General features: G+C 65.9%; 20 protein-coding genes and 1 tRNA gene. 15 read left to right on the top strand and 6 right to left on the bottom strand.

Features of this window, described 5'->3' with window-relative positions; genetic code table 11:
- Positions 1-6 precede the first annotated feature (6 nt).
- Both ASE13_RS19810 and ASE13_RS09560 read right to left on the bottom strand, forming a co-directional pair.
- Positions 7-183 carry a hypothetical protein gene (locus tag ASE13_RS19810; protein ID WP_156404804.1) on the bottom strand — a complete coding sequence of 59 codons (177 nt, stop codon included), beginning with the start codon at positions 181-183 and terminating at the stop codon, positions 7-9.
- Between the two features lie 99 nt (positions 184-282).
- Positions 283-1,113 (bottom strand): alpha/beta fold hydrolase, encoded by an 831-nt coding sequence (locus ASE13_RS09560; protein WP_056613903.1) that lies wholly within the window; start codon positions 1,111-1,113, stop codon positions 283-285.
- A gap of 224 nt (positions 1,114-1,337) precedes the next feature.
- Between ASE13_RS09560 and ccmC the strand changes: the two genes are divergently transcribed.
- The 7 genes from ccmC (at position 1,338) to ASE13_RS09530 (ending at position 6,343) form a co-directional block, all read left to right on the top strand.
- Positions 1,338-2,057: a heme ABC transporter permease CcmC gene (ccmC, locus tag ASE13_RS09555; protein WP_200955680.1), complete on the top strand. Its 720-nt coding sequence runs from the start codon at positions 1,338-1,340 to the stop codon at positions 2,055-2,057.
- Entirely contained in the window at positions 2,054-2,185 is a 132-nt protein-coding gene (gene ccmD / locus ASE13_RS19805; protein ID WP_156404803.1) for a heme exporter protein CcmD, read from the top strand. Before ccmC ends, ccmD begins: the two co-directional genes overlap by 4 nt.
- Positions 2,182-2,613 carry a cytochrome c maturation protein CcmE gene (gene ccmE, locus ASE13_RS09550; RefSeq protein WP_056613900.1) on the top strand — a complete coding sequence of 144 codons (432 nt, stop codon included), beginning with the start codon at positions 2,182-2,184 and terminating at the stop codon, positions 2,611-2,613. The genes ccmD and ccmE overlap by 4 nt, the downstream gene beginning before the upstream one ends.
- A 13-nt stretch (positions 2,614-2,626) precedes the next feature.
- The gene (locus tag ASE13_RS09545; protein ID WP_056613899.1) at positions 2,627-4,645 is read left to right on the top strand and encodes a heme lyase CcmF/NrfE family subunit; all 2,019 of its coding nucleotides are present in this window, start codon (positions 2,627-2,629) and stop codon (positions 4,643-4,645) included.
- Positions 4,642-5,166 carry a DsbE family thiol:disulfide interchange protein gene (locus ASE13_RS09540; RefSeq protein ID WP_056613896.1) on the top strand — a complete coding sequence of 175 codons (525 nt, stop codon included), beginning with the start codon at positions 4,642-4,644 and terminating at the stop codon, positions 5,164-5,166. Before ASE13_RS09545 ends, ASE13_RS09540 begins: the two co-directional genes overlap by 4 nt.
- A 119-nt stretch (positions 5,167-5,285) precedes the next feature.
- On the top strand, positions 5,286-5,690 hold the full coding sequence (locus ASE13_RS09535) for a cytochrome c-type biogenesis protein CcmH (protein ID WP_056613894.1): 405 nt from the start codon (positions 5,286-5,288) through the stop codon (positions 5,688-5,690).
- Positions 5,690-6,343, top strand: coding sequence for a tetratricopeptide repeat protein (locus ASE13_RS09530; protein ID WP_056613891.1), 654 nt, complete (start codon positions 5,690-5,692; stop codon positions 6,341-6,343). The genes ASE13_RS09535 and ASE13_RS09530 overlap by 1 nt, the downstream gene beginning before the upstream one ends.
- A gap of 341 nt (positions 6,344-6,684) precedes the next feature.
- Here ASE13_RS09530 and ald read toward each other — a convergent pair whose 3' ends face one another.
- A complete protein-coding gene (gene ald / locus ASE13_RS09525) occupies positions 6,685-7,791 on the bottom strand; it encodes an alanine dehydrogenase (RefSeq protein WP_056613887.1) in 1,107 nt (368 codons plus the stop codon).
- 137 nt (positions 7,792-7,928) lie between these two features.
- On the opposite strand from ald, the gene ASE13_RS09520 reads away from it, so the two are divergent.
- The 8 genes from ASE13_RS09520 (at position 7,929) to ASE13_RS09485 (ending at position 16,549) form a co-directional block, all read left to right on the top strand.
- The gene (locus tag ASE13_RS09520; RefSeq protein ID WP_056613885.1) at positions 7,929-8,399 is read left to right on the top strand and encodes an Lrp/AsnC family transcriptional regulator; all 471 of its coding nucleotides are present in this window, start codon (positions 7,929-7,931) and stop codon (positions 8,397-8,399) included.
- A gap of 168 nt (positions 8,400-8,567) precedes the next feature.
- Positions 8,568-10,493, top strand: a complete 1,926-nt coding sequence (locus ASE13_RS09515) for a potassium transporter Kup (protein WP_056615053.1) — start codon at positions 8,568-8,570, stop codon at positions 10,491-10,493.
- Positions 10,490-10,999 (top strand): 2'-5' RNA ligase family protein, encoded by a 510-nt coding sequence (locus ASE13_RS09510; RefSeq protein WP_056615052.1) that lies wholly within the window; start codon positions 10,490-10,492, stop codon positions 10,997-10,999. The genes ASE13_RS09515 and ASE13_RS09510 overlap by 4 nt, the downstream gene beginning before the upstream one ends.
- 56 nt (positions 11,000-11,055) lie before the next feature.
- Positions 11,056-11,132 (top strand) — tRNA-Met (locus ASE13_RS09505).
- A 236-nt stretch (positions 11,133-11,368) separates the two neighbouring features.
- A complete protein-coding gene (locus ASE13_RS09500; protein WP_056613882.1) occupies positions 11,369-11,752 on the top strand; it encodes a BlaI/MecI/CopY family transcriptional regulator in 384 nt (127 codons plus the stop codon).
- A gap of 2 nt (positions 11,753-11,754) precedes the next feature.
- Positions 11,755-13,455 (top strand): M56 family metallopeptidase, encoded by a 1,701-nt coding sequence (locus tag ASE13_RS09495; RefSeq protein ID WP_056613879.1) that lies wholly within the window; start codon positions 11,755-11,757, stop codon positions 13,453-13,455.
- A 104-nt stretch (positions 13,456-13,559) separates the two neighbouring features.
- Complete coding sequence (locus tag ASE13_RS09490) at positions 13,560-14,438, top strand: hypothetical protein (RefSeq protein WP_156404802.1); 879 nt, start codon at positions 13,560-13,562, stop codon at positions 14,436-14,438.
- A 44-nt stretch (positions 14,439-14,482) separates the two neighbouring features.
- A complete protein-coding gene (locus tag ASE13_RS09485) occupies positions 14,483-16,549 on the top strand; it encodes a TonB-dependent receptor plug domain-containing protein (protein WP_056613873.1) in 2,067 nt (688 codons plus the stop codon).
- 225 nt (positions 16,550-16,774) lie between these two features.
- On the opposite strand, the gene ASE13_RS09480 is transcribed toward ASE13_RS09485, so the two are convergent.
- The 3 genes from ASE13_RS09480 to ASE13_RS19800 form a co-directional block, all read right to left on the bottom strand.
- Entirely contained in the window at positions 16,775-19,951 is a 3,177-nt protein-coding gene (locus tag ASE13_RS09480; protein ID WP_235536903.1) for a TonB-dependent receptor, read from the bottom strand.
- Between the two features lie 145 nt (positions 19,952-20,096).
- Entirely contained in the window at positions 20,097-22,712 is a 2,616-nt protein-coding gene (gene galB, locus ASE13_RS09475) for a beta-galactosidase GalB (protein ID WP_056613867.1), read from the bottom strand.
- Positions 22,713-22,937: 225 nt separating this feature from the next.
- The gene (locus tag ASE13_RS19800) at positions 22,938-23,486 is read right to left on the bottom strand and encodes a hypothetical protein (protein ID WP_156404800.1); all 549 of its coding nucleotides are present in this window, start codon (positions 23,484-23,486) and stop codon (positions 22,938-22,940) included.
- Positions 23,487-23,537: the final 51 nt, after the last annotated feature.

Genomic DNA, 23,537 nt, shown 5'->3' with positions numbered 1-23,537 from the left:
CGATCTTTATTGCAGATCGACCGGCATCATATGCTCCGCCGCGTCCAGCTGGGCGCAGATGATGTGTGCCTGGAAGCGCTGAAGCTGGGTGCGGACCTGGTCGATCGTCGCGAGGAGCTCGGCGAGATCGACCGACATCGCGGTGAGCGCGGCTGCGGCGCGTGGATCGGGAGTGTCGATCATGTTGAGGCTCCTGCTGCGGATCGCGCTACAACGCGCATGTGCCCAGCTGGATGCGTTCGATAGCGAACCCCTCCCCGCGACGCGGGGAGGGGACGCGATTCAGCTGCGAACGAAAGCGAGCAGGTCTGCGTTGATGATGTCGGCATGGGTGGTCGCCATGCCATGCGGGAAGCCGGGATAGGTCTTGATCGAGCCGTGCTTGAGCAGCTTGATCCCGATCAGTGCGGCATCGGCGATCGGGACGATCTGGTCATCCTCGCCGTGAAGGAGCAGCACCGGCACATCGATCTTCTTCAGATCTTCCGTGAAATCCGTCTCCGAAAAGGCTTTGACGCAGTCATAATGCGCCTTGATGCCGCCCATCATCCCCTGGCGCCACCAATTATGGATCACGCCCTGATCGATCTTCGCGCCTTCGCGGTTGAAGCCGTAAAAGGGGCCGGTCGGCAGGTCGACGTAGAATTGCGCGCGATTGTTGGCGACGCCGGCGCGAATCCCGTCGAACACTTCGATCGGCAGGCCGCCGGGATTGGCATCGGACTTGACCATGATCGGGGGGACTGCGCCTATCAGCACCGCCTTGGCGACGCGGCCGGGCTCGGCGCGTGCGACATAATGCGCGACTTCGCCGCCGCCGGTCGAATGGCCGATATGGATCGCGCCCTTGAGATCGAGCGCCGCGGCGAGCGCGATCACGTCGGCGGCATAGGTGTCCATCTCGTTGCCGATGTCGGTCTGGGTCGAGCGGCCATGCCCGCGGCGATCGTGCGCGACGACCCGATAGCCGTGTTCGAGGAAGAACATCATCTGGTTGTCCCAGTCGTCCGCCGAGAGCGGCCAGCCATGGTGGAAGACGATCGGCTGTGCGGTCTTGGGACCCCAGTCCTTGTAGAAGATCTCGGTGCCGTCGCTGGTAGTGATGAAAGGCATGGCCTTGGTCCTTGTTGCGTTTGTGTAGCCGGGGAAGGCCGGCGCCGATCCGCGTGCGCACGCCTCTCCCGGGAATGCGGCCGCGCCATTTCCTTACGATCCCGTGACGAAAGCATGATGACAGAGGCGGCTGCGGGCAAGCGCGGAGTTTGCAATCGAGCGTTCGCCGCGAACATCCCGGCGTAGATTCCGCGGGCGAAGGCGGCTATTGGCTGGCGGATATCGTGATCCACGCTCTCGCCAATCCCACGCGCTTCCTGAAGCTCGCGCGCCCGCTGACTCCGATCCTGTTCTGGGCCGGGGTGGCGCTTGCGCTGTTCGGCGCTTGGGGCGGGCTGACCCAGACCCCGGCGGACTATCTCCAGAAGGAGAGCGTGCGCATCCTCTACATCCACGTGCCCGCCGCCTGGCTGGGGATGGCGGGATGGAGCGGGGTCGCGTTCGCGAGTCTGGGTTATCTGATCTGGCGGCATCCGCTTGCCGCCATCGCCGCGCGTGCCACGGCGCCGGCAGGGGCGGTGTTCGCGGCGCTCTGCCTGATCACCGGTTCGATCTGGGGGCGCCCGACCTGGGGCACCTGGTGGGAATGGGATGGGCGGCTGACGAGCATGCTGCTGCTGTTCTTCGTCTATATCGCCTATATCGCGCTGGCCCGCGCCGATAGCGATCGCGGCGGCGACGGGCGCGTGCCGGCCTTGTTCGGCGTGGCGGGATCGGTGCTGCTGCCGATCGTGCGCTATTCGGTGGTGTGGTGGAACACGCTGCACCAGGGGCAGAGCATCGGGCTGACCAGCTCGAGCATCGACAGCTCGATGCTGTGGCCGCTGTTCTTTACGATCGGGGGGTTCAGTTTGTTCTTCCTCTCGGTGGTGCTGATGCGGATGCGGGCGATGCTCGCGACGCAGAAGATCGAGGCGCGGATGCGGCGGATGGCGGCGCAGTGAACCATTGGGCGTTCATCACCGCGGCCTATGCCGTGACCCTGCTCGGCACCGGCGGGCTGGCGACATGGGCGTGGCGATCGATGCGGCGTGCCGAGGCCGCGGCGGATTCGCTGAGGCGGAAGCCATGAAGCCCAAGCATCAGCGGCTCGTGCTCGGGCTGCTCGCGCTCGGCGCGGTGGCGGGCGCGGCGGGGCTGGCGCTGTCGGCGCTGCAGGACCAGGCGGCGTTCTTCTATGCGCCCGGCGACATCGCCGGAAAGCCGGTGCCCACCGACAAGGCAGTGCGGCTGGGCGGCATGGTCGAGGCGGGATCGATCGTGCGCAAGCCCGACGGGATTTCGATGACGTTCGTAGTGACCGACGGCAAGGCGAAGGTGCCGGTGGCGTTCCGCGGCGTGGCGCCCGATCTGTTCAAGGAAGGATCGGGGGTGGTCGCCGAAGGCCGGTTCAACTCCGATGGCAGCTTCACTGCGGACAACCTGCTGGCCAAGCACGACGAGCGCTACATGCCGCCGCAAGTGGCCGGCAAGATGCACAAGACCGAGACGCTAGAATAATGACTGGCTCCAAATGATCGCCGAGGCGGGGCTTGCGGCCTTGTGGCTGGCGGCGGCGTTCGCGCTCGTCCAGCTGATGCTCGCCTGGGGCGCGGCGAGGGTTTCCATTGCCGTTCGCCCTGAGCCTGTCGAAGGGCGTGAAGCCGCGGGCGAGACGCTTGCGGAGAGCGGTGCTTCGACAAGCTCAGCACGAACGGAGTTGAGTTCTGCACAGCTGATGACGGCGCTGCGGCGGACCGCTCTGGTGCAGGGACTGCTGGCGCTGCTGTCGTTCGGGCTGCTGATCGCCTTGTTCGTGCGGAGCGACATGTCGGTGGTGCTGGTCGCGGAGAACAGCCATTCGCTCAAGCCGATGATCTACAAGGTGGCGGGCGCATGGGGGAACCATGAGGGCTCGATGCTGCTCTGGGTGACCGTGCTTGCGGTGGCCGGAGCGGGGGTGGCGGCACTCGAGCGGCGGCTGGCGGGCGGCACGCTGGCGGCGACGCTGGGCGCGCAGGCGGCGATCGCGCTGGGCTTCTACGCGTTCCTCGCCTTCGCCTCGAACCCGTTCGTGCGGCTCAACCCGCCCGCGCCGGACGGGCAGGGGCTCAATCCCCTGCTGCAGGACCCGGGTTTGGCGTTCCATCCGCCGACCTTGTACCTCGGCTATGTCGGGCTCTCGGTCGCGTTCAGCTTCGCGGTCGGCGCGCTGGTGATGCGCGACGTGGGGCCGGCCTTCGCCAAGGCGATGCGGCCCTGGGTGCTGGTTGCGTGGATCTTCCTGACGATCGGGATCACGGCGGGCAGCTATTGGGCCTATTACGAGCTCGGCTGGGGCGGCTGGTGGTTCTGGGACCCGGTCGAGAACGCATCGCTGATGCCCTGGCTGGCGGCCACCGCCTTGCTCCATTCGGTGACGGTGCTGGCGACGCGCGACGGATTGCGCGCATGGACGCTGATGCTCGCTCTGGTCGCGTTTGCGATGTCGATGATCGGCACCTTCCTCGTGCGATCGGGCATCCTCGTCAGCGTGCACGCCTTTGCGGTGGACCCGACGCGCGGGACGTTCATCCTCGCCTTGCTCGGCATCTATATCGGCGGGGCGCTGGCGCTGTTCGGCGCGCGTGTCGGCACCATCACGCAGGGATCGACCTTCCAGCTGGTGAGCCGCGAGGGCGCGCTGGTGCTCAACAATCTGCTGCTTTCGGTGATCCTCGGCGTGGTGTTCATCGGCACGCTCTATCCGCTCGCGGCGCAGGCGGCGGGGGTGCAGCTCTCGATCGGCGCGCCGTTCTTCAACAAGGCGCTGGTGCCGGTGGCGCTGGCGCTGGTCGCGGCAACCTCGGCGGGGCCGCTGCTGCGCTGGCGGCGCGACAATCTGAATGCGCTGGCGAAGCGCGTTTTGGTGCCCACCGCGGCGGCGGGCGCGGCATTCGCGCTGATCTTCGCGCTTTCGGGCGGCGCGCATTTCGTGCCGGTGCTCGGCATCGCCTTTGCCGTCGGGCTGGGTGTCGCGAGCGTAGTGCCGGTGGTTCGGCGCAACCTGCGGCGGACGCCATTGCACGTGTGGGGCATGGTGATCGCGCATCTCGGCGTTGCGGTGAGCATCGCCGGCATGGCCGCGGATACCGCATTCAAGACCGAGCGGCTTGCGGCGATCGCCGTGGGACAGAACGTCACCGTCGGACCGTTCCGGGTGACCCTGGCCGATGTGCATCCGACCGTCGGGCCGAACTGGTCGGCGCTGGAGGCGCGGCTGCAGGTGCGGCGCGGCGATGGACCGATGTTCGAATTGTTCCCGCAGCAGCGCTTCTTCAGCACGCCGCCGACCAACACCAACGAGGCGGCGATCACGACGATGCTCGACGGGCAGCTCTACACCGTGCTCGGGCAGGGCGACGAACAGGGGCGCTGGCAGATCCGTTTGTGGTGGAAGCCGTTCGTGACTTTGATCTGGCTCGGTGGCGCGCTGATCGCATTGGGCGGCGCGCTGGCGCTGATCGGCCGGGTGCGGCGCGAGCGGCGCGTGGATGCGGAGTCCTGGGCATGAGGCGGGTGCTGATCTGGGCACCGCTCGTGCTGTTCGCCTTGGTATTTGGCCTGGTCGCAAGCGGGCTGATCAAGCCGGGCGACCGGACGGTGCATTCGGCGATGGTGGGCAAGCCGGTGCCTTCGCTCGTGTTGCCTGCGCTGCTGCCCGGCAAGCCGGGGGTCGCCGCTGCCGAATTGAAGGGCAAGCCGCGGCTGCTCAATGTGTTCGCGAGCTGGTGCATCCCCTGCATCGCCGAGGCGCCGCAGCTGATGAAGTTGAAGCAGGCCGGCGTCGAGATCGACGCGATCGCAGTGCGCGACACGCCCGAGGCGGTGCAGGCATTTCTTGCGCGGCACGGCGATCCGTACACGCGGATCGGCGACGACAAGGCCAGCCGCGCGCAGCTAGCGCTGGGATCGTCGGGGGTGCCCGAGACCTTCGTGATCGATGCCGCGGGGAGGATCGCCTATCAACATATCGGCGACATTCGCGAGGATGACGTGGCGATGCTGCTGGGCGAGTTGGAGAAGGCGAAGTGAGGTTCGCTACCTCCCGTCACCCCCGCGAAAGCGGGGGCCCATCTCCGGAAGATGCCACGCAATATAACAACCGTGGTACAGCCGGCGCGTGCAGGAGATGGGCCCCCGCTTTCGCGGGGGTGACGCTGGTTTTTTCGGCGGCGTTGTTGTTCAGCGCGCCTTCGTTCGCGGACTCGAAGCTTCCCCCCGCCGAGCTAGCCTACACCCAGCTCGCCGATCCCGCGCAGGAAGCGAAGGCCAAGGCGCTGATGGACACGCTGCGCTGCCTCGTCTGCCAGGGCCAGTCGATCGCCGACAGCGATGCCGAGATGGCCGGCGACATGCGCGCGCTGGTGCGGCAGCGGATCGCCGCGGGCGAGAGCCCCGGCGAGGTCCGGAAGTGGCTGGTGCAGCGTTACGGCGACTATGTGACCTATGATCCGCCGCTGAGCTGGATCACTGCGCCTCTGTGGCTCGCGCCGCTGGTGCTGCTCGGGCTGGGCGTGCTGATCGCGCGGCGCAATTTCGCGAGGCGCAGGCCGTGATGGGCTGGGTGATCCTCGCAGGGATAGCACTCGGCGCGGCGCTGCTGCTGTGGATGACGGGTTTTCCCCGGAAGCTGTGGACGGTCGCGGCGACGGCGCTGACCCTGGGCGCGGCGGGATATGCCTGGCAGGGTAGTCCGGGGCTTGCGGGCCATCCGGTGACCGCCGTGCAGAAAGCGGGCGAAGTCGATCCGGATATCGTCGCGGTCCGCGACGGGATGTTCGGGCGCTTCAACTTCACCTGGGGCTCGTTCGCACGTGCCGACGCGATGACGCGCGCGGGCGCGCCCGATACCGCGGTGCGGGCGATGATCCTGACGGTGCGCCAGGCGCCGGGCGACGTGGGCGCATGGACATGGCTCGGCATCAAGCTGGCCGAGAATGACGGCAACCAGATCTCGCCGGCCTCCAAATTCGCATTCGATCGCGCAGCGCAGCTCGCGCCGCAGCATCCGGGGCCGCCCTTCTTCCACGGCCTTGCCTTGATTCGCGAAGGCAAGTTCGACGAGGCACGGCCGTTCTGGGCCAAGGCGGTGGAGCTGACGCCGGCAAAGGCGACGTATCGCGCCCAGCTGGTGGGACGGCTGTTCCTGCTGGATCGGTTTCTGGAGGCGCAGGCGGCGGAGGAGAAGGCAGGGGCTACGCAGCCCTAACTGACTCCCCTCCCTGCAAGGGAGGGGTTGGGGGTGGGTGCGAGCGCTAGGGTGAGAACCTATACAAGCTGTTGATTCATAACGGCTGTACTGCGTCCATCGCGAAACCCCTCGCGAAAGCGGGGACCCATCTCCGACAGTCTCCACAAACGCACCGGTGCATTTTGCCGCTCGCTCAGGAGATGGGTCCCCGCTTTCGCGGGGATGACGCGTTTTTAATATGAGTCCTGACTCTAGCGAGCCCAACGAGGTGCGTGGAGCAAAAGAAAAGGCCGGGGCATCGAGCCCCGACCTTTTCTACCCACCCCTGGCCCCTCCCTAAGAGGGAGGGGAACGAGAGATCAGCCCGCCCATGCCTCGTACGGCAGGTCGAGATCGTCGGCGACTGCCTTGAACGCGATCTTGCCCTTGTAGACGTTCAGGCCGTTGGCGAGGTGCTTGTCGGCCTTCATCGCGCCTTCGGCGCCGAGATTGGCGAGCTTGATCACGAACGGCAGCGTCGCGTTGTTGAGCGCGAAGGCCGAGGTGCGGGCGACCGCGCCGGGCATGTTCGCGACGCAATAATGGATCACGCCGTCGACTTCGTAGACGGGATTGTCATGCGTGGTGGCATGACTGGTCTCGAAGCAGCCGCCCTGATCGATCGCGATGTCGACCAACACCGAGCCGCGCATCATCGTCTTGAGCATGTCCCTGGTGACCAGCTTGGGTGCCGCTGCGCCCGGCACCAGCACCGCGCCGATCACGACCTGCGAGGTCTTCACCGCTTCGGCGATCGCGGCCTTGCTGGCATAAGCGGTCTTGATCTGGCTGCCGAAGTGCATGTCGAGCTCGGCGAGGCGCTCGTTGCTGATGTCGTAGATCGTCACGTCGGCGCGCTGGCCGGTCGCCATCTGCGCGGCATTGATGCCGGAGACACCGCCGCCGAGGATCGCGACCTTGCACGGCGCGACGCCGGGGACGCCGCCGAGCAACTCGCCGCGGCCGCCCTGTTCCTTTTCGAGATAGTGCGAGGCGACCTGGATCGACATGCGGCCGGCGACTTCGCTCATCGGCTTGAGCAGGGGCAGGGCGCCCGAATTGGAGGTCACCGTCTCATAAGCGATGCACGTCGCGCCGGACTGCATCAGGCCCTCGGCCTGCGGCTTGTCGGCGGCGAGATGGAGGTAGGTGAAGAGCACATGGCGCGGCTCGAGCAGCGCGATTTCCTGCGGCTGGGGCTCCTTGACCTTCACGATCATGTCCGAGCCGGCGAACACCGCGGCGGCATCGGGGGCGATCCTGGCGCCAACCCTGGTATAGGCCTCATCGGCGAAGTCGATGCCCATGCCGGCCTCTGTTTCGACGAGCACTTCGTGGCCGGCGTGCACCAGCTCGGCGACCGAAGCGGGCGTGAGGCCGACGCGATACTCGTGGTTCTTGATTTCCTTGGGGACACCGATGCGCATGGCTTCTCTCCAGAATCCGTTGTTGCCCGCATAGTAACGCAGGATACCGGCGCGAATCTCTGCAAGTTTTGCCGCGGAGGCTGGATATTACGCATGAAAATGCTGTATGGTGCCGTCCGGCAGGAGAATCATGCGCGATGGACAGGATCGACGGTGCAATCCTCAAATTGCTGGCAGCCGACGCGCGTGCGCCGGTGAGCGCGATCGCGGCGCAGGTGGGATTGTCGCAATCGGCATGTACGCGGCGGATCCAGGCGCTCGAAGGCTCGGGGCACATCACCGGCTATGGCGCGCGACTCGGGCACAGGCGGCTGGGCTTCCGGATCACGGCCCTGGTCGACATCACGCTCGGTACCCAGATCGAGGAGGATCTGGCGCGGTTCGAACGCGCGGTTGCCGAGATCGACGGAGTGGTCGAATGTGCGCTGGTATCGGGCGGGCAGGATTACCGGCTCAAGATCCTCGCGCAGGATCTCGACGATTACGAACGGCTGCACCGTGAGCATCTGGGGCGGCTGCCGGGCGTGGTGACGATCAATTCGAGCTTCGTGCTGCGCGCCGTGCCGACTCGCACGGAAGCGGATGCGCTATTCGCCGGCGCTCGCTGAGGGAGTTCCGGCCCTACTTGCAGGTCCGTGCAGGCGTAACCATCTGTCCGGGTCCGGCCGTTGCTAGCGCTTGCTGCACGTGCTAACGGCCGCGCACATTTTTGACGAGAACACAGGTCGCATGACCAGGTCCGTTTCCCTTTTCGCGCGAACACCGCGACAGTGAATATCAACGCAAGCGGGCAGGCGGAAACGCTCCCGGCTCCAGACGAACCGCACGGCGCGCATGCCCATGCCGCGGATGCGACATGGAAGCTCGCGCTCGGCGCGATCGGCATCGTCTTCGGCGATATCGGCACCAGCCCGCTATACGCCTTTCGCGAGACCTTCGCCGGGCACCACAAGCTCGATCTCGACACCGTCCACATCATGGGCGTGATCAGCCTGATGTTCTGGTCGATGATGGCGGTGGTGACGCTCAAATACGTCACGATCATCATGCGCGCCGACAACAAGGGCGAGGGCGGAAGCCTGGCGCTGCTCGCATTGATATCGCGCAGCGCCAACCAGAAGCGCTGGACGCAGGGAATCGTGCTGCTCGGCGTGTTCGCCACGGCGCTCTTTTATGGCGATTCGATGATCACGCCGGCGGTTTCGGTGCTGTCGGCGGTGGAGGGCATCGCCATCGCGGCACCCGGCTTCGCCAACCTCGTGATCCCGATCGCCGTGGTGATCCTGGTGATGCTGTTCTCGATCCAGCGTACCGGCACGGCGCGGGTGGGAGCGTTCTTCGGTCCGATCATGATGCTCTATTTCCTGGTCATCGCGACCCTGGGAATATTGAGCTTCGTCCAGACGCCGGAAATCCTCTGGGCGCTGTCGCCGACCCATGCGGTCCAATTCTTCATGATCGATCCGGTGCGGGCCTTCCTGGCGCTGGGTTCGGTCGTGCTGGCGGTGACCGGCGCAGAGGCGCTCTATGCAGACATGGGGCATTTCGGGCGCAAGCCGATCCGCGTCTCGTGGCTCTGGTTCGTGCTGCCGGCGCTGATCCTCAATTATATGGGGCAGGGCGCGTTGCTGATGCGCGACGGGGCTCCGGCACTGACCAGCCCCTTCTACATGCTCGCCCCAGAAGGGCTCCAGCTGCCGTTGGTGGTGCTGGCGACGATGGCGGCGATCATCGCATCGCAGGCAGTGATCTCGGGCGCCTTTTCGGTGACCCAGCAGGCGATCCAGCTCGGCTTCGTGCCGCGGCTCCGCATCGAGCACACCAGCGCCTCGACCGCGGGGCAGATCTACATCCCGACGATCAACTGGGCGCTGATGGCCATGGTGATCCTGCTGGTGCTGTCGTTCCAGACCTCGTCGAACCTGACTGCGGCCTATGGTATCGCGGTCACCGGCGCGATGCTGATCGACAATTGCCTGCTCGCGGTGGTGCTGTTCGCATTGTGGCAGTGGAAGAAGCGCTATGCGATTCCCCTGCTCGCCTTGTTCTTCGCCGTCGATCTCGCTTATTTCGCGGCGAACCTGACCAAGGTTCCCGACGGTGGCTGGTTCCCGCTGCTGGTGGGCTTCATCGTCTTCACCTTGCTCACCACCTGGGCCAAGGGCCGCAAGCTGATGATCGAGCGCCTGCGCGAGAGTGCGATGCCGATCAAGATCTTCATCGAATCGGCCGCGATCGCCGCCACCCGCGTGCCGGGGACCGCGGTGTTCATGACCTCGACCCCCGACGGGGTGCCGCATGCGCTGCTCCACAATCTCAAGCACAACAAGGTGCTGCACGAGCGCGTGATCCTGCTCACCGTGAAGATCGCGGACGTGCCGTACGTGCCCGACGAGAAGCGCATGAAGATCGACGATCTCGGTAAGGGCTTCCACCGGATGATCCTGTTCTACGGCTTCATGCAGGAGGCCGATGTGCCCGCGGCCCTGAAGCAGGTCAGCGCGTGCGGGGCCGAGTTCAAGATGATGGACACCAGCTTCTTCCTCGCGCGGCAGACCCTGCTGCCGTCGTCGCGGCCGGGGATGATGATCTGGCGCGAGAAATTGTTCGCGTGGATGCTGCGCAACGCCGAAAGCGCAATGGAATTCTTCCGCCTGCCGACCAACCGCGTGGTCGAGCTGGGGAGCCAGGTCGAGATCTGAGCGCCAACGCACCCCTGATCGTCACGGCCCTGTTCGGGCGGCAGGACCAGGCGTGGTTCGATGTGCTCCGGCGCGAGCATTATCCCCCCGAGCGCAACGTGCTGCCCGCGCATCTGACGCTGTTCCACCATCTGCCGCCGAGCGTGGGGGAGGAGCTCAAGCAGCGGCTCGGCGCGGAGACGCGGGGGATCCGCGCGCCGCGTGCGAAGGTCACGGGGCTGATGTCGCTGGGCGGCGGCGTGGCCTATCGGATCGAGGTGCCGGAACTCACGGCGATCCGCGAGCGGCTGGCGCAGGCGTTCGCGGGAATGCTGATGCCGCAGGATGCGGGCCGCTGGCGGCCGCACGTGACGGTGCAGAACAAGGTGCGGCCCTCGCTCGCCAAGGTCGTCCTGGGGGCATTGTCGCGCGATTTCCGGCCGCGCGAGGTCGAGATCGCGGGGCTGGCGAGCTGGTGGTATCGCGGCGGGCCATGGGAGCCGCATTCGCGGCACATGTTCGCTTGACCGGACGAAAAGCGGGACTTATGTGGCGCGCTCCTTAGGGACTTGGAGCGCCGCTCGGCGGAGTAGCTCAGTTGGTTAGAGCACGGGAATCATAATCCTGGGGTCGGGGGTTCAAGTCCCTCCTCCGCTACCAAGTCCTCCGGACGCCTTCTCATCCTGAGGCGTATTTTCCTCAAAAGATTCAAATATTTCTGGCGTCGATCGCGATCGGCTCCGTCCATGTGAATCCCGCTCGATCCCGCCATGGCGACGACGCATAAGATCCGATGCCGGCCCGGACGTGGCGACCGCGGAGAAATGCCGAAAAGATACCGCTTGCGTTCGCGCTACAAATGTAGCACGCTACAAATGTAGTCCAAGAGGTATGCCATGCTTTCGCAATTGCCGCCGCGCGAACGTCAGATCGTCGATCTGCTCTATGAGGGGGGCGCGCGCACCGTTTCGGATATCTGCGACGCGCTGCCCGACCGGCTCACGGGATCGGCGGTGCGGGCGATGCTCAAGCGACTCGAGGACAAGGGCTTCGTGCGCCGGGAGGAAAGCGACCGAGGGTTTCTCTTCTCGCCGACCTTGCCCGACAGCCAGGCGCGGCGGACTGCGCTCAGCCAGGTGGTGCGGACCTTCTTCAACGGATCGCCGGTCAGCGCGGCCAGCGCGCTGCTGGGAATGGCGCAGCAACCCGATGCGCACGAGCTCGACGAACTCGAGGCCATGATCGCGCGTGCGCGAAAGGCCCGGGCCAGCGGAGAATAACGATGGCGATATTGCTCCTCGCACTCAAGTCGCTCCTCGTCGCCGCCGCGACGTTGCTGCTGCTCCGCCTGACCCGCCGCCGCTCGGCCGCGGAGCGTTCGACGATCGCGCATCTTGGGCTGTTCGCGCTGGTTGCGCTGCCGCTTGCGAGCCTGGCCCTGCCTTCGCTGTCGTTGCCGGTTCCGGAATCGATCGCGGGCGTGCTGGGGATCGGCACGCCTCCCGTTACGGAGACGCCATCGACAGAGGGCGTCGCGCAGGCGACCAGGGCGGCGCTTCCGTTGCCGGCCGCCGAACCGCAGGTTCAGGCCGTATCCGATCAGCCTTCGCCGTTCGCCGGCGCCGTGAACGCACTGGCGCGGCATGCCTATCTGCTGCCGACCGCGGCATTGCTGCTTCTCACCCTGGCCGCGCTGTTCCGTCTCGTCGGCCTGCGCGCGCGCGCCGAAGTGCTGGTCGAGCCCGAGTGGCTGGCGGCGCTCGCCCGGGCCCAGCGGCGCATGGGCTTCAAGAGCGGCACGGCGCTGCTCAGGAGCGAGGAACTCGCCTCGCCGATCAGCTGGGGACTGATGCGCCCGACGATCCTGCTCAGCGACGCGGCCGCACGCGCGCCCGAACAGGCCGAGGCGATCATCGCGCACGAGCTGGCGCATGTCGTTCAGCTCGATTGGGCGAAGCTGATGCTCGCCCGTGTCGCCACCGCCGCATTCTGGTTCAATCCGCTCGCCTGGGTTCTGGCACGCGAAGCCCATCAGCTGCGCGAGGAAGCGGCGGACGATGCCGTGCTCGCCGCCGATATCAACGGGCCCGATTATGCCGAACTGCTGATCGGCGTGGCCCGCCACGAGTGCCGCGGCGTACTGCTCGGCGCACATGGCGTGGCGCCGGGGAAGAACTCGCTGCATCGGCGCATCACGCGGGTGCTCGACATGAATCCCGCGCGCCAGCCCTCGGGCAGATCCTGGGTGGCCGGCTTCGCCGCGGGAATGCTCACCATGGCCGCGCCGCTTGCCGCGTTGACGCTCGCGCCGAGCCAGGCCGCATCGGTCGCCGCGGACCCGGCACGCGTGGCAGGTGCCGCGCCGGCATCGCCGGCATCATCGGCGTCCCCGTTGCCGCGCGGCGTGGTGGCTCGAGCACAGGACACCGATGCTTCGCCTTCGGTTTCCGCCACGGATCAGGCCCTGGTCGAAGCGGGTTCCGCGTCGCAGGTATCCGCGCAAGCGGTCCAGCTTGCCCTTCCCGTCGTGGTGGCACAGGCCAGCCCGTCGGTCCGCGGATCACAGCAGGTCGACGTCGATCAGCTCATCGAGATGCGCGCCGTCGGGGTCACGCCGGAATATAAGCGCGCGATGGCGGAGGCAGGTTTTCCGGGTCTGACGATCGACCAGCTGGTGGAGGCGCGATCGCTGGACGTCACGCCCGAATATGTCCGCGACATGCGCGCCGCCGGATTGGGGGGGAGCTTCAAGCAAATAGTGGACGCGCGCGCCCTGCGGCTCGATCCCGGCTATGTCGGCGAGATGCGCAGGCTCGGCATCCGCGGCTCGCTAGACGACTATCAGGGCATGCTCGCCCTGGGCGTCACCCCCCGATATGTGCGCAAGCTCCGGGCGCGCGGGATCGGCGTCACTTCGCCCGGCAAGCTGACCGAGCTGAAGGCGCTTGGCTTCGATCCCGACAAGGATAGCGACGGCCCGTAACGGGCACCGCGTTCGCGCCACCTTCTACCTACCGAAACCGTACCGCCGAAACGCCCCGTCGCGGGCGAACGGCACCCCTTTGCCCGTCATCCAGGAGAATGCTCATGCTTCGTTCCACGCTCGCTTCGGCGGCGATGCTGCTCACCTGCTGCGCATCCGCCACGCCGCTCGACACCAAGGATCGCCTCGCTTTCGAAGCCCATCTGGAGGGGCCGTCCGATGTGGAACTGCGCGTCGAGCACAATGCCGGCCCCAAGCACCGCAACAATTGGTCCCAGTCCGTACCCTTGTCCGATTTCGAGGGGCTGACGCGCGACGCGTTCGATCGTGGCGGTCGCGTCCAGTTCCGGCTCATGCGGCCAGCCGGCACGCTTGCCTGCGAAGGGCTGGGCCATGACCGGCGTGCCGACGGCGACTGCACATTGACGCCGAGCACGGCCTTTGCGGACCGGCTCGCCGCGCGCGGCATCGGCCGGCCCGACCGTGACCAGAGCTTCGCGCTCACCATGAGCGGCGTGTCGCTCGAAGTGCTCGACACACTGCAGGCCGAGGGCTGGGCGACGCCGACGCTCGACGAGCTGGTCCAGCTCGGCATCTTCCAGATCACCCCGGAGCTGGTGCGCAGTTTCGCGAGCGCAGGCTACAGGGGCGGCAAGATCGAGACGCTGGTGGCGTTCAAGATCCACGGCGTGACGCCCGAAGAGATCGGGGAATATGCCAAGCTCGGATACGCGCGGATCAGCCCCGATAACTTGCTCGCCATGCGGATCCACGGCGTTACGCCCGATTATGTGCGGTCGATGCGCGCAGTGGGTCTGCGCGACCTGTCTCCCGAGAAGCTCATCCAGCTGCGCATCTTCGATGTCACGCCCGACTATGTCCGCGCTTTCGCGAGCGGCGGAACGAGAAACCTCGATGCGGGCGAGCTGATCCAGCTGCGGATCGCGGGTGTCAGCCCCCAGGATCTGCGGGCCAGAAAATGAGCCGGGACTTCCAGAACCTTCGTTTGGTCGGGCCATCGCGTCTTGTGGGCGAATGGCTGGCGGTGTCGGCGGTGCTGCTCGCGCCGCTATCCGCTTGGGCTCAGCACGATACGCCAGCCGAACCCTCCGCCGCGGCGCCGGCAACCGGCGCCAAGGTGTTCACGCCAGCCGACTTCGCGCGCTTCGCCCCGCAGACGGCCTACGACATGCTGGCTCAGGTGCCGGGCTTCACCATCCGCGGCGCCGACGACGCGCGCGGGCTGGGGGAGGCCTCGGAGAATGTGCTGATCAACGGCCAGCGCGCCACCGACAAGGCGGGCGGGGCGGCCGCGCAGCTGCAGAAGGTCCCCGCGGCCGATGTGGAGCGCATCGAGATCAAGGAAGCGGCCTCGCTCGGCATCGCGGGGCTCACCGGACAGGTCGCCGACGTGATCCTCAAAGCTGACCGCAAGGCTGGCGGCAATTTCAGCTGGAGCCCGCAGCTGCGGCCGCATTTCGCCAAACCGCGCTGGCTCGCCGGATCGATCAGCTACAGCGGGACGAGCGGCGCGCTGGGTTATACCGTGTCGCTGGAGAATAATCCCGGCCGCGGCGCGATGGGCGGCAACGACTATCGCATCCTGTCGCCCGACGGCACGCCGATCGAGCAGCGGGACCAGGTCTATTGGAACAGCTTCGATCAGGCGCGGGTCTCCACGATCCTCAAATATGGCGGAAACGGTCCCCTTCAGGCCAATCTCAACCTTGCTTACTACCCCTATTGGAACCGCGGCGACAATTTCCAGCGGCGCGTGCGCGTCGACGGAAACCACAATGACTGGAACAATCGCCGCCGCACCTTCGGCTTCCAGTACGATATCAGCGGCGACGTTTCGGTGCCTCTGGGCGGCGGCCGGCTGAAGGCGATCGGCCTGCGCCACTTCGAGCATGCGCCGGCGACCTATGACCAGCGCACCGACTATGACAGCGGCGCGCCCTCGACCGGCACACGCTATGGGCAGGATTCGAAGATCGGTGAGACGATCGGTCGGCTCGAATATCGCTGGAAAGGAGGGCGCAACGATTGGACCCTCTCGTTCGAGCGCGCCGACAACCGGCTCGTGCAGAGGAGCAGCCTGGCCAGCCTGCAGCCGGATGGCAGCTATGCCGACATTCCCTTCCCGCAGGGTAGCGGAACCGTGGTCGAGACCCGGTACGAAGGCATTGCGGCGCTGAGCCGCCCGCTATCGCCCAGGCTGGACCTGCAACTCGCCGGCGGGGCGGAATATTCGGAGCTCGCCGAGCTGGGCAGCGCCGATCCGGCGCGTCATTTCTTCCGCCCCAAGGGGAGCGCCTCGCTCGCCTGGCGCCCCGCCATGGGCTGGGACGCGAGCCTCAAGTTCGAGCGCAAGGTGGGCCAGATCAGCTTCTACGATTTCCTCGCCAACCAGGACATCACCAACGATCGCGAAAACGACGCCAATCCCAATCTCGTGCCGCCGCAAAGCTGGGAGCTGACGGGCGAGATCGGTCGCAATTTCGGGCGCTGGGGCAAGACCAGGCTCAAGATATACAATCACTGGGTGGAGGACATCGTCGACCATATTCCCATGGGGGTGGATGGCGACGCGGTCGGCAATCTGCCGCGCGCCACCCGGTTCGGCATCCAGAGCATCAGCACGATCCAGTTCGATCCGATCGGCTGGAAAGGGGCCAAGCTCGACGCCGATGTGGGTTTCGAGCGGAGCCGCGTGCGCGATCCGCTTACCAGCACCCAACGGGTGATCAGCAACACCCGCGATCGCTGGGCGGAGCTGACGCTCCGCCACGACATTCCAGGCACGCAGATCGCCTGGGGGGCTGGGCTCTCGTTCCAGCATTACGGGCTCGCTTACTATCTCGACGAGATCAACCAGAGCTGGGAGGGGCCCTATACCAGCGCGTTCATCGAGCTGAAGGACGTGAAGGGTCTCAAGGTGAACTTCCAGGTCTTCAATCTCAACGACGGCCAGGTGCGCAATTACCGCACCGTCTATTCCGGCCGGCGCAACAGCGCGCCGGTGAGCTTCTACGAACGCCAGCACCAGATGGTCGGCCCGCTGTTCACCCTGACGGTTCAAGGAAAGTTCTAGATGCGCGTCGAGACGATTTGAAATGCGGCGGCCGTTCCCTTTGCGGTGTTCCCGAAGGGCGCCAGTCGCGCGAATGGTCTCATGTCCGATCGGCCGAGATGCGCCCGTCTCGGCCGACGAACATACTTGGCGAAACGCGCCGCGCCCAAAAAACGAGCCGCCTTTCGGCGGCTCCAGGGGGATAGATCAGGCGAGAGGACTCACCCGATCCTCGGGGAGATGGATCTAGAACCGGCCACGAATGCCCACCAGGACGGTCCGGCCGGGATTATATTCGTTGTACGTCGCGTTCTCGAACTGGAAATAGCTGCTCTGCGATTCCTTGGTGATGTTGATGACGTTCAAGACCAAAGTCGGCAGGTATTTCTGGCCGAAGATCTTGCCGAGATCGACGCTCCCGGAGAAATCGAGCTGGGTATAGTCCCGTCCGAAGATCGCGGCGGCCGGAATGCCATTCTGGTTCGTGCCCGATCCTTGCGACCCTTCATTGTAAGTGTAGGTGAGCCGCGCCGAGAGCCCGTTGTCCTCATAATAGCCGGTCAGGGTATAGGTCGTCGGCGCCACGCCGATCGCCACCGCGGGCGCGCCGGCGCCTTCGCCCTTCTGGTCGATCAGCGTCAGATTGCCCTGAAAGCCGAAGCCGCGAACGCCCGCCCAGCTGGTGAGGAAATCGAGCGGCTGGGTGATCTGGAACTCGAGGCCGTTGACCTTGAGCTTGCCGTCCGAGTTGACCTGCTGCTGGACGACCACCGGTACGTTGTTCAGCGGGCCGCCATTGGCGCGGGTGGCCAGCGCATCCCTCTGCGCCTGGGTGAGCGAGTCGACCGTGATCCCATATTGGTTGAAGAACGAGAACGGGACGGTGCGCAGGCCATTCACCGTGAAGCCCGTGATCGACTTGCGGAACGCGGCAAAGGCGATCACGCCCTCGCCGCCGGTATAATATTCGAAGCCGAGATCGATGTTGGTCGAGATGTACGGATCGAGATCCGGATTGCCGACCGTGCCCGTGTCGGCCGACGGCTGCACGAAGCTCGCCCCGGGAAGCATCGCGTTCGGATCCGGGCGAGTCATCGTCCGCGAGACCGATCCACGCACTACCGCCTTGCCCCCGAAGTCGAGTGCGACGCTCGCCGAAGGCAGGAACTTCGAATAGAGCGTCGTCGTCGTCGGGAAGGTGACCGTATTGGGGTAACGACCGCCATCCGCGATGGTGGAGTTGCGCCCGTCAGGGACGCTGACCCGGCCGCCGATGATCTGCTCGGTCCGGACGTAGCGGACACCGGCATTGAGCCGCAGCGTGTTCGGGCCGATATCGACGACGCCGTTCGCCTCGGCGAAGGTACCTGTCACCTTCTCGTGGATCAGGCCGCCATTGGCGCCGCTGCTGCCGCTGCCGGTCTCGTCGGCGTCGGCGAGCAAGGCATCATAGTTGGTAGCCGCCTTGAACTTGTTCCAGTCGACGGTGATGAAGCCGTTGCTTCCAGGCATCAGATAGCTTGGCACCGCGGCCGTGGGGATGAGAGAGCCGGCATAGCTGATCGGCGGGCCGCCCGCTGTGAAATTGGTGCCGTAGCCGGGGAAGGTGGGGAAGCCGGTGGGCGTCGCGGCGCCCGGCTGGTTGAGGCCGGTACAGGGCGTGGTGCTCGTGTTGGGCGCCGGCAGATTGATGTTCGGGCCGTTACCGCAGATCGCGTTCTGCCATACGGCGGTGTTGTCGAACGGCGTGATCCGGCGGCGCGTGTCGTCATATGCCGCGCCGACACGGACGCTGAATCGCGCAGCATCCCCGAACAACAGGCTGCCGCGCACCCCCTTGGTCTCGGTCTCGCGTTCCTCGCCGTTCAGATTGACGCGGCCGCCGCCTGCCCAGCCGAAATTCGCGGGATTGTTGAGATCGACATTGGCGGTGACGACGGGCCTGATCCCATCGTTGACATAGGTTGCCGTGACGCCGCTGCTCGGCGGCGTGATCACCAGAACGGTCGGGCTTTCGCGGCGGAAATTGCTCTTGGTATAGTTCGCCTGGATGTCGCCCTTGATCCAGTCGTTGACGATGAAGTCCAGCCCGGGATTGACGCCCCAATAGTCCTGGGTGTCCTTGTACGGGCGGTATTCGAGGAAGAACTGCGCGTTCGCATAGGTCCCGCTCGTGACCACGCAGCCGGTGGTGCAATCGGTGCGGTCATAAGTCGTGTTGAGCGGGATCGCCGCGCCGTTGCGGCCAACCCAGTTCAGCGCGGTGCGCGTGAATTCGGTATCGCGCTTGCCGTACATGCCGTCGACATAGAAATGCAGCGAGTCGCTGGGCCGCCACTCGAGCGACGCGAGATAGCTTTGGCGCTCGCGGGATCCCACCTCGGTGCGCGGACGGCTGAGGCGGGGGATCAGGCCGTTGTCGATCTGATCGATCGTCGCGCCGGGATTATTGGCGAGCAGAAATGCCTGGTTGATCACGGCGCCGGTGGTGAGGCCGTTGCCGGCGTTCGCGGGAACCGTTGCCGGGATGCTGAAATTGCCACCGCCGGTGGAATTCAACGCGCCGCTGGTGCGCTGGGCGGCAGACAGATTGGGATTCGTCCAGCCGATCGTCTCATAGCCGTCGATCCGAAATTCGGACTTCGAAACGGAGACGCCCGCCAGAATACCGAAATTGCCGAAAGTGGTGCTCGCCAGCAGGTGACCGCGATAGCCCCATTTGTCCGCCGAGCTGACCTTCTGCCCCTGGAGCGAATAGCTCACATAGGTCTCCGCCTTGTCGAACGGCCTTGCCGATCGCAGGTTCACGGTTCCGGCGGCGCCGCCTTCAACCTGGCTGGCAACGGGTGATTTGCTGACGGTGAGCTGGGTGAACAATTCGGTGGGAAGGAGGTCGAGGTCCACTTCACGGTTGGTGCTCTGCGCGTCGAAGCGCACCGAAGCGACCGCCACCGGCGCGCCGTTAAGCAGCACCCGGGTGAAGTTCGTCCCCAAGCCGCGGATCGCGACATTGGTGCCTTCACCGGTAACTTCGCGACTGATCGTGACGCCGGGGATACGGTTCACCGATTCCGCGATATTGGTGTCCGGAAACTTGCCGATATCCTCGGCGAAGATCGTGTCCGTGAAGCCGATCGAATTGCGCTTGGCATTGGTCTGGCTCTCGAGCGAGGCGCGATAGCCGGACACCACGATATCGTCGTTGCCCGTCGCGGACGGATCGGCGGAAGCCTGATCGGTGGAGTCGGTTTGAGTCGGAGCCGTCTGGCCGGCACCCTGCGCCTGGCTTGCAGGCTCGTTTGGGCTGCTGCTCGCCGTCGGGGGGACTGCAGTCTGCGCCGCTGCGGCAGTCGGCAAAGCGAGGCCGGATACCGCCGCAGCACCCAGAAGCGCACGGCGAACTAGTTGAATACGAGAAACCATTCTCATCCTCCCCAATGGTCCCTGCTTTGCAGGTGACGGCTCAAGTTGTGGTAGCGCTAACGTCAGGCATAAGATTCACGGCGTGCCATGTCAATCTTGTCTGAGTTAAGGTCGTTGAGCTTGGCCGCTCGGCAAGGCGCGGGGGCTAGCGGGCCGTCAGCGTGGCCATGCCGGCGGCCAGCCCGTCGGCCTCCGCCCGGACCGTTATCGTTCCCTTCGCACCCGGCCGGGCGCGGACGATCGCCAGCGCCAGTCCGTTGAAGGCGGGCCTTGTCGCTGACGGGAACGGAATGAAGCTGGTCGGATCGCCATTGTCGGTGGCGACCAATTCTCCCGGACCGGACACGATGAAGCGGATGGCGTTCGACGCGGTTGGCGCCGTGCGGCCCTTGGCATCCTGAACACGCACCGTCACAAATGCGAGATCGCGGCCGTCACCCGCGATCCGGGTCCGATCGGCGCTGACCGAGAGCGCGGCCGCCGCGCCGGTCGTAGTGACGGTCTGCGTTGCCCAAGGCTGTCCTTCTTTCCAGGTCACGACCTTCACTTCGCCCGGTTCGTAGACGACATAGTCCCAGCGGAAGCGATAGGTGAAAGGCGCGCGCTTCTGCTTGCCCTGCGACTTGCCGTTGATGAACAGCTCTGCCTCGTCTGCCGACGTGAAGACATGGACCGGAGTCACTTGTCCCTCGCGGCCGGGCCAGCTCCAGTGCGGCAGGATGTGTGCGAATTTGAGGTCGGGCCGCCATCGCGACTGGTAGAGCCAGAAGCGGTCCTTGGGGAAACCGGCAAGGTCGACGATGCCGGAATAGGAACTGCGCGCGCCGTAATAAGGCGTCGGTTCGCCGAGGTAATCGAAGCCCGTCCACACGAACTCGCCGGCGACGGTCGGGTTCTGGTCCATCGCCGCGAACTCGCGGTCGGGCGACGATCCGAAATCGGCGGCGTGGATCTCATAGGCGCTCACTTGCTGGCGTATCGGATCGCCGCCGGAACCGGGTCGGACCGGGCCGCTGATGCTCCCCGATACCGGGAAGAGATATTCGCCGCGGCTGCTCAGCGTCGAAGCGCTCTCCGATTCGAACAGGATCTTGTCCGGGAACTTCTCGGCAAAAGGCCGGTATTGCGGCGGCAGGGAGCGGACGCCCGCGCCTTGATAATTGATCCCGATGGCGTCGATCGTCGTCGGCAGCGGCATCTCGGGCCGGGCATAATTCATCGATGTCGTGGTCTGGCGCGTGGGATCTTCCTCGCGAACGATCGCCACCAGCCGACGGGCCACCTTGGCGCCTTCCTCGCCGGTATATTGTTCGCCCACCTCGTTGCCGATGCTCCACATAAGGATCGAAGGATGGTTGCGATCGCGGCGCAGCATGGCGCGGAGGTCCTGTTCGCCCCAATCCTTGAAGATCAGGTGGAAATCAAGCGGCGTCTTCTTGCGCTCCCAGGAGTCGAACACTTCGTCGATGACGACGAAACCCATCCGATCGGCCAGATCGAGCAGCTCGGGGGCGGGGGGATTGTGGCTCATGCGCAGCGCATTGACGCCCATCTCGCGCAGGATCTCGAGCTGGCGCTCCGCCGCGCGGACGTTGAATGCAGCGCCAAGCGCGCCCAAATCGTGGTGATTGTTGACGCCCTGTATCTTCACCTTCTCGCCATTGACGACCAGTCCTTCGCGGCCGTTCATCACGATCGTCCGGATGCCGAACGGTATTTCGTAGGTGTCGACCACGCGACCCCTGGCGCGGACCGTCGAGACCGCGACATACAGGTTCGGCCGTTGCGTCGGCGGCGGCCCCCACAGGTGCGGATCGGCGATGCTGCCGTCGCCGTTCAGCACCACCGTGCCGCCCGCGGCGATGGTCGCGCTGCCAAGGGCGAAGCGCGTGACCGGTCGGCCGGTGCGCCGACCGTCCGCACCGGCGAGGTAGACTTCGGTCGTCGCCGAGACGGGCAGGGCGGCGGCGCCATCGTTGGCGACGGTCAGCCGATGCGCGACGGTGGCACTGGCCTTCGACACTTGCGGCGTGGTGACGATGCCGCCCCAATGCGCGACGTGGACCCGGTCGGTCTTGACCAGCCAGACGTCCCGATAGAGCCCGCCGCCGGGATACCAGCGGGCGGATTCCGGAGGATTGTCGAGCCGGATCGCCAGCTGGTTGGGCCCGCCGAACGACACATAGGGCGTGAGATCGAGCCGCCAGCCGTTATAGCCATAGGGCCAGCCGCCGACGAGCCGTCCGTTGAGCCAGACCGTCGCGTAAGACATGGCGCCGTCGACATCGAGGAAGATCGATCGCCCGCGATCCGAGGCCGGGATCGCCAGCGCCTTCCGGTACCATCCGATGCCCCAGCTCGGCAGTCTGCCCATCCCTCCATAAGGGCCGGTTTCCAGAAACGGTCCCGCGATGGCCCAGTCGTGCGGAAGCGTCAGGCGCTGCCATTTGCTGTCGTCGAAGCCTTGTTGCACAAAGGAAACGTCGCCGCCGGGGTCTCCTGCAGGCCGGATGTGACGTCGAGCGGGGTCGGCGATGAAGCCGTTGCCCGTCGGCAGGATCCAGGGCTTGAGCACCTGCGCGTCTGCGGTGGCAATCGCGGCCGCTGCCTCGGGCGGCGCATCCGCAACGCGGCCGTCCGCGCTTTTTTCGACGCTCGGCCGAACGTCATAACGCAGGTCGGCCGTCAGACCCGCCGGGTCGCCCTTGATGAACCGCCAGTCCTCGCTGATGCGAATTCGTTCGCGCTGAGCGATCGCCATGTGGGGCACGAGCGCGACGGCAATCGCTGCGACAGCCAGACAGGATTTAGCAACGCGACTGAAGTCGATCATATTCATCCCCGGGGCCAGGCAGGCGCCAAATCGCTCCGCTGTGGGCAGTGCTCATAAGTCGCTCCGCCCGGCTCTGGTAGCGCTATCTTGATCCAAAAGCGGATGCTCGTTCAGGTCGGCCGGACCATCCCCTTTCGATCTGCTTGCTGGCATTCACTTGGCAGGGTTGCGCTGAGGTTCGATGGGATTGGGGGCCGCCAGATCCGGCTCCGCGGGAGCCGGCGAGCCGCCGGGCTTGGCGGCGGCGACCTCGGAGTATCCGCCGCAATATCGGGCGCCGGCCTCGCCGCCGAGCACGTGCACGCCGCAATAGGTCTTGCGGCGCATGACCACATTGCGAAGGACCAGCAAGCGCCCGTTGCGCAGCTCCACCGTCAGGCGCCCGTCGGGGCCCACCATGACGAAGGCAGTCGACAGGGTGCGGCGGCCCTGGGTCTCAGCGGGCGAATCGGCCGGCACGGCTGGTACAGGGTTCTCTGCTGCAGACACCGGCTCGGGGACGGGGCCCAAGGCAGCTCGCTCCTGATCGCCGGCGCCTCGCTTGGTCGGGTTCAGGGCGCCTCCCGAAGCCTCGGACCCTGCCGTGCTCGAGTTTTTCGGGGTGGCGCCTCGGTTCTGGGTCTGGCTGTGCATGGCGGTTTCCTGAGGAGAAGGCGTGCATGCGGCGATCGCCGCCGCGATTGATGGCAAGATGCGGATCATCGCGCTCCTCCACGAACTTGAACACGCTTCCCGATACGCCAACCGCGACCC

This window comes from Sphingomonas sp. Root241, from assembly GCF_001428865.1.
Taxonomy (GTDB): Bacteria; Pseudomonadota; Alphaproteobacteria; order Sphingomonadales; family Sphingomonadaceae; genus Sphingomonas.
Note: the sequence above shows the minus strand (reverse complement) of the source record. Positions and strands in the feature narration are given on the sequence as shown.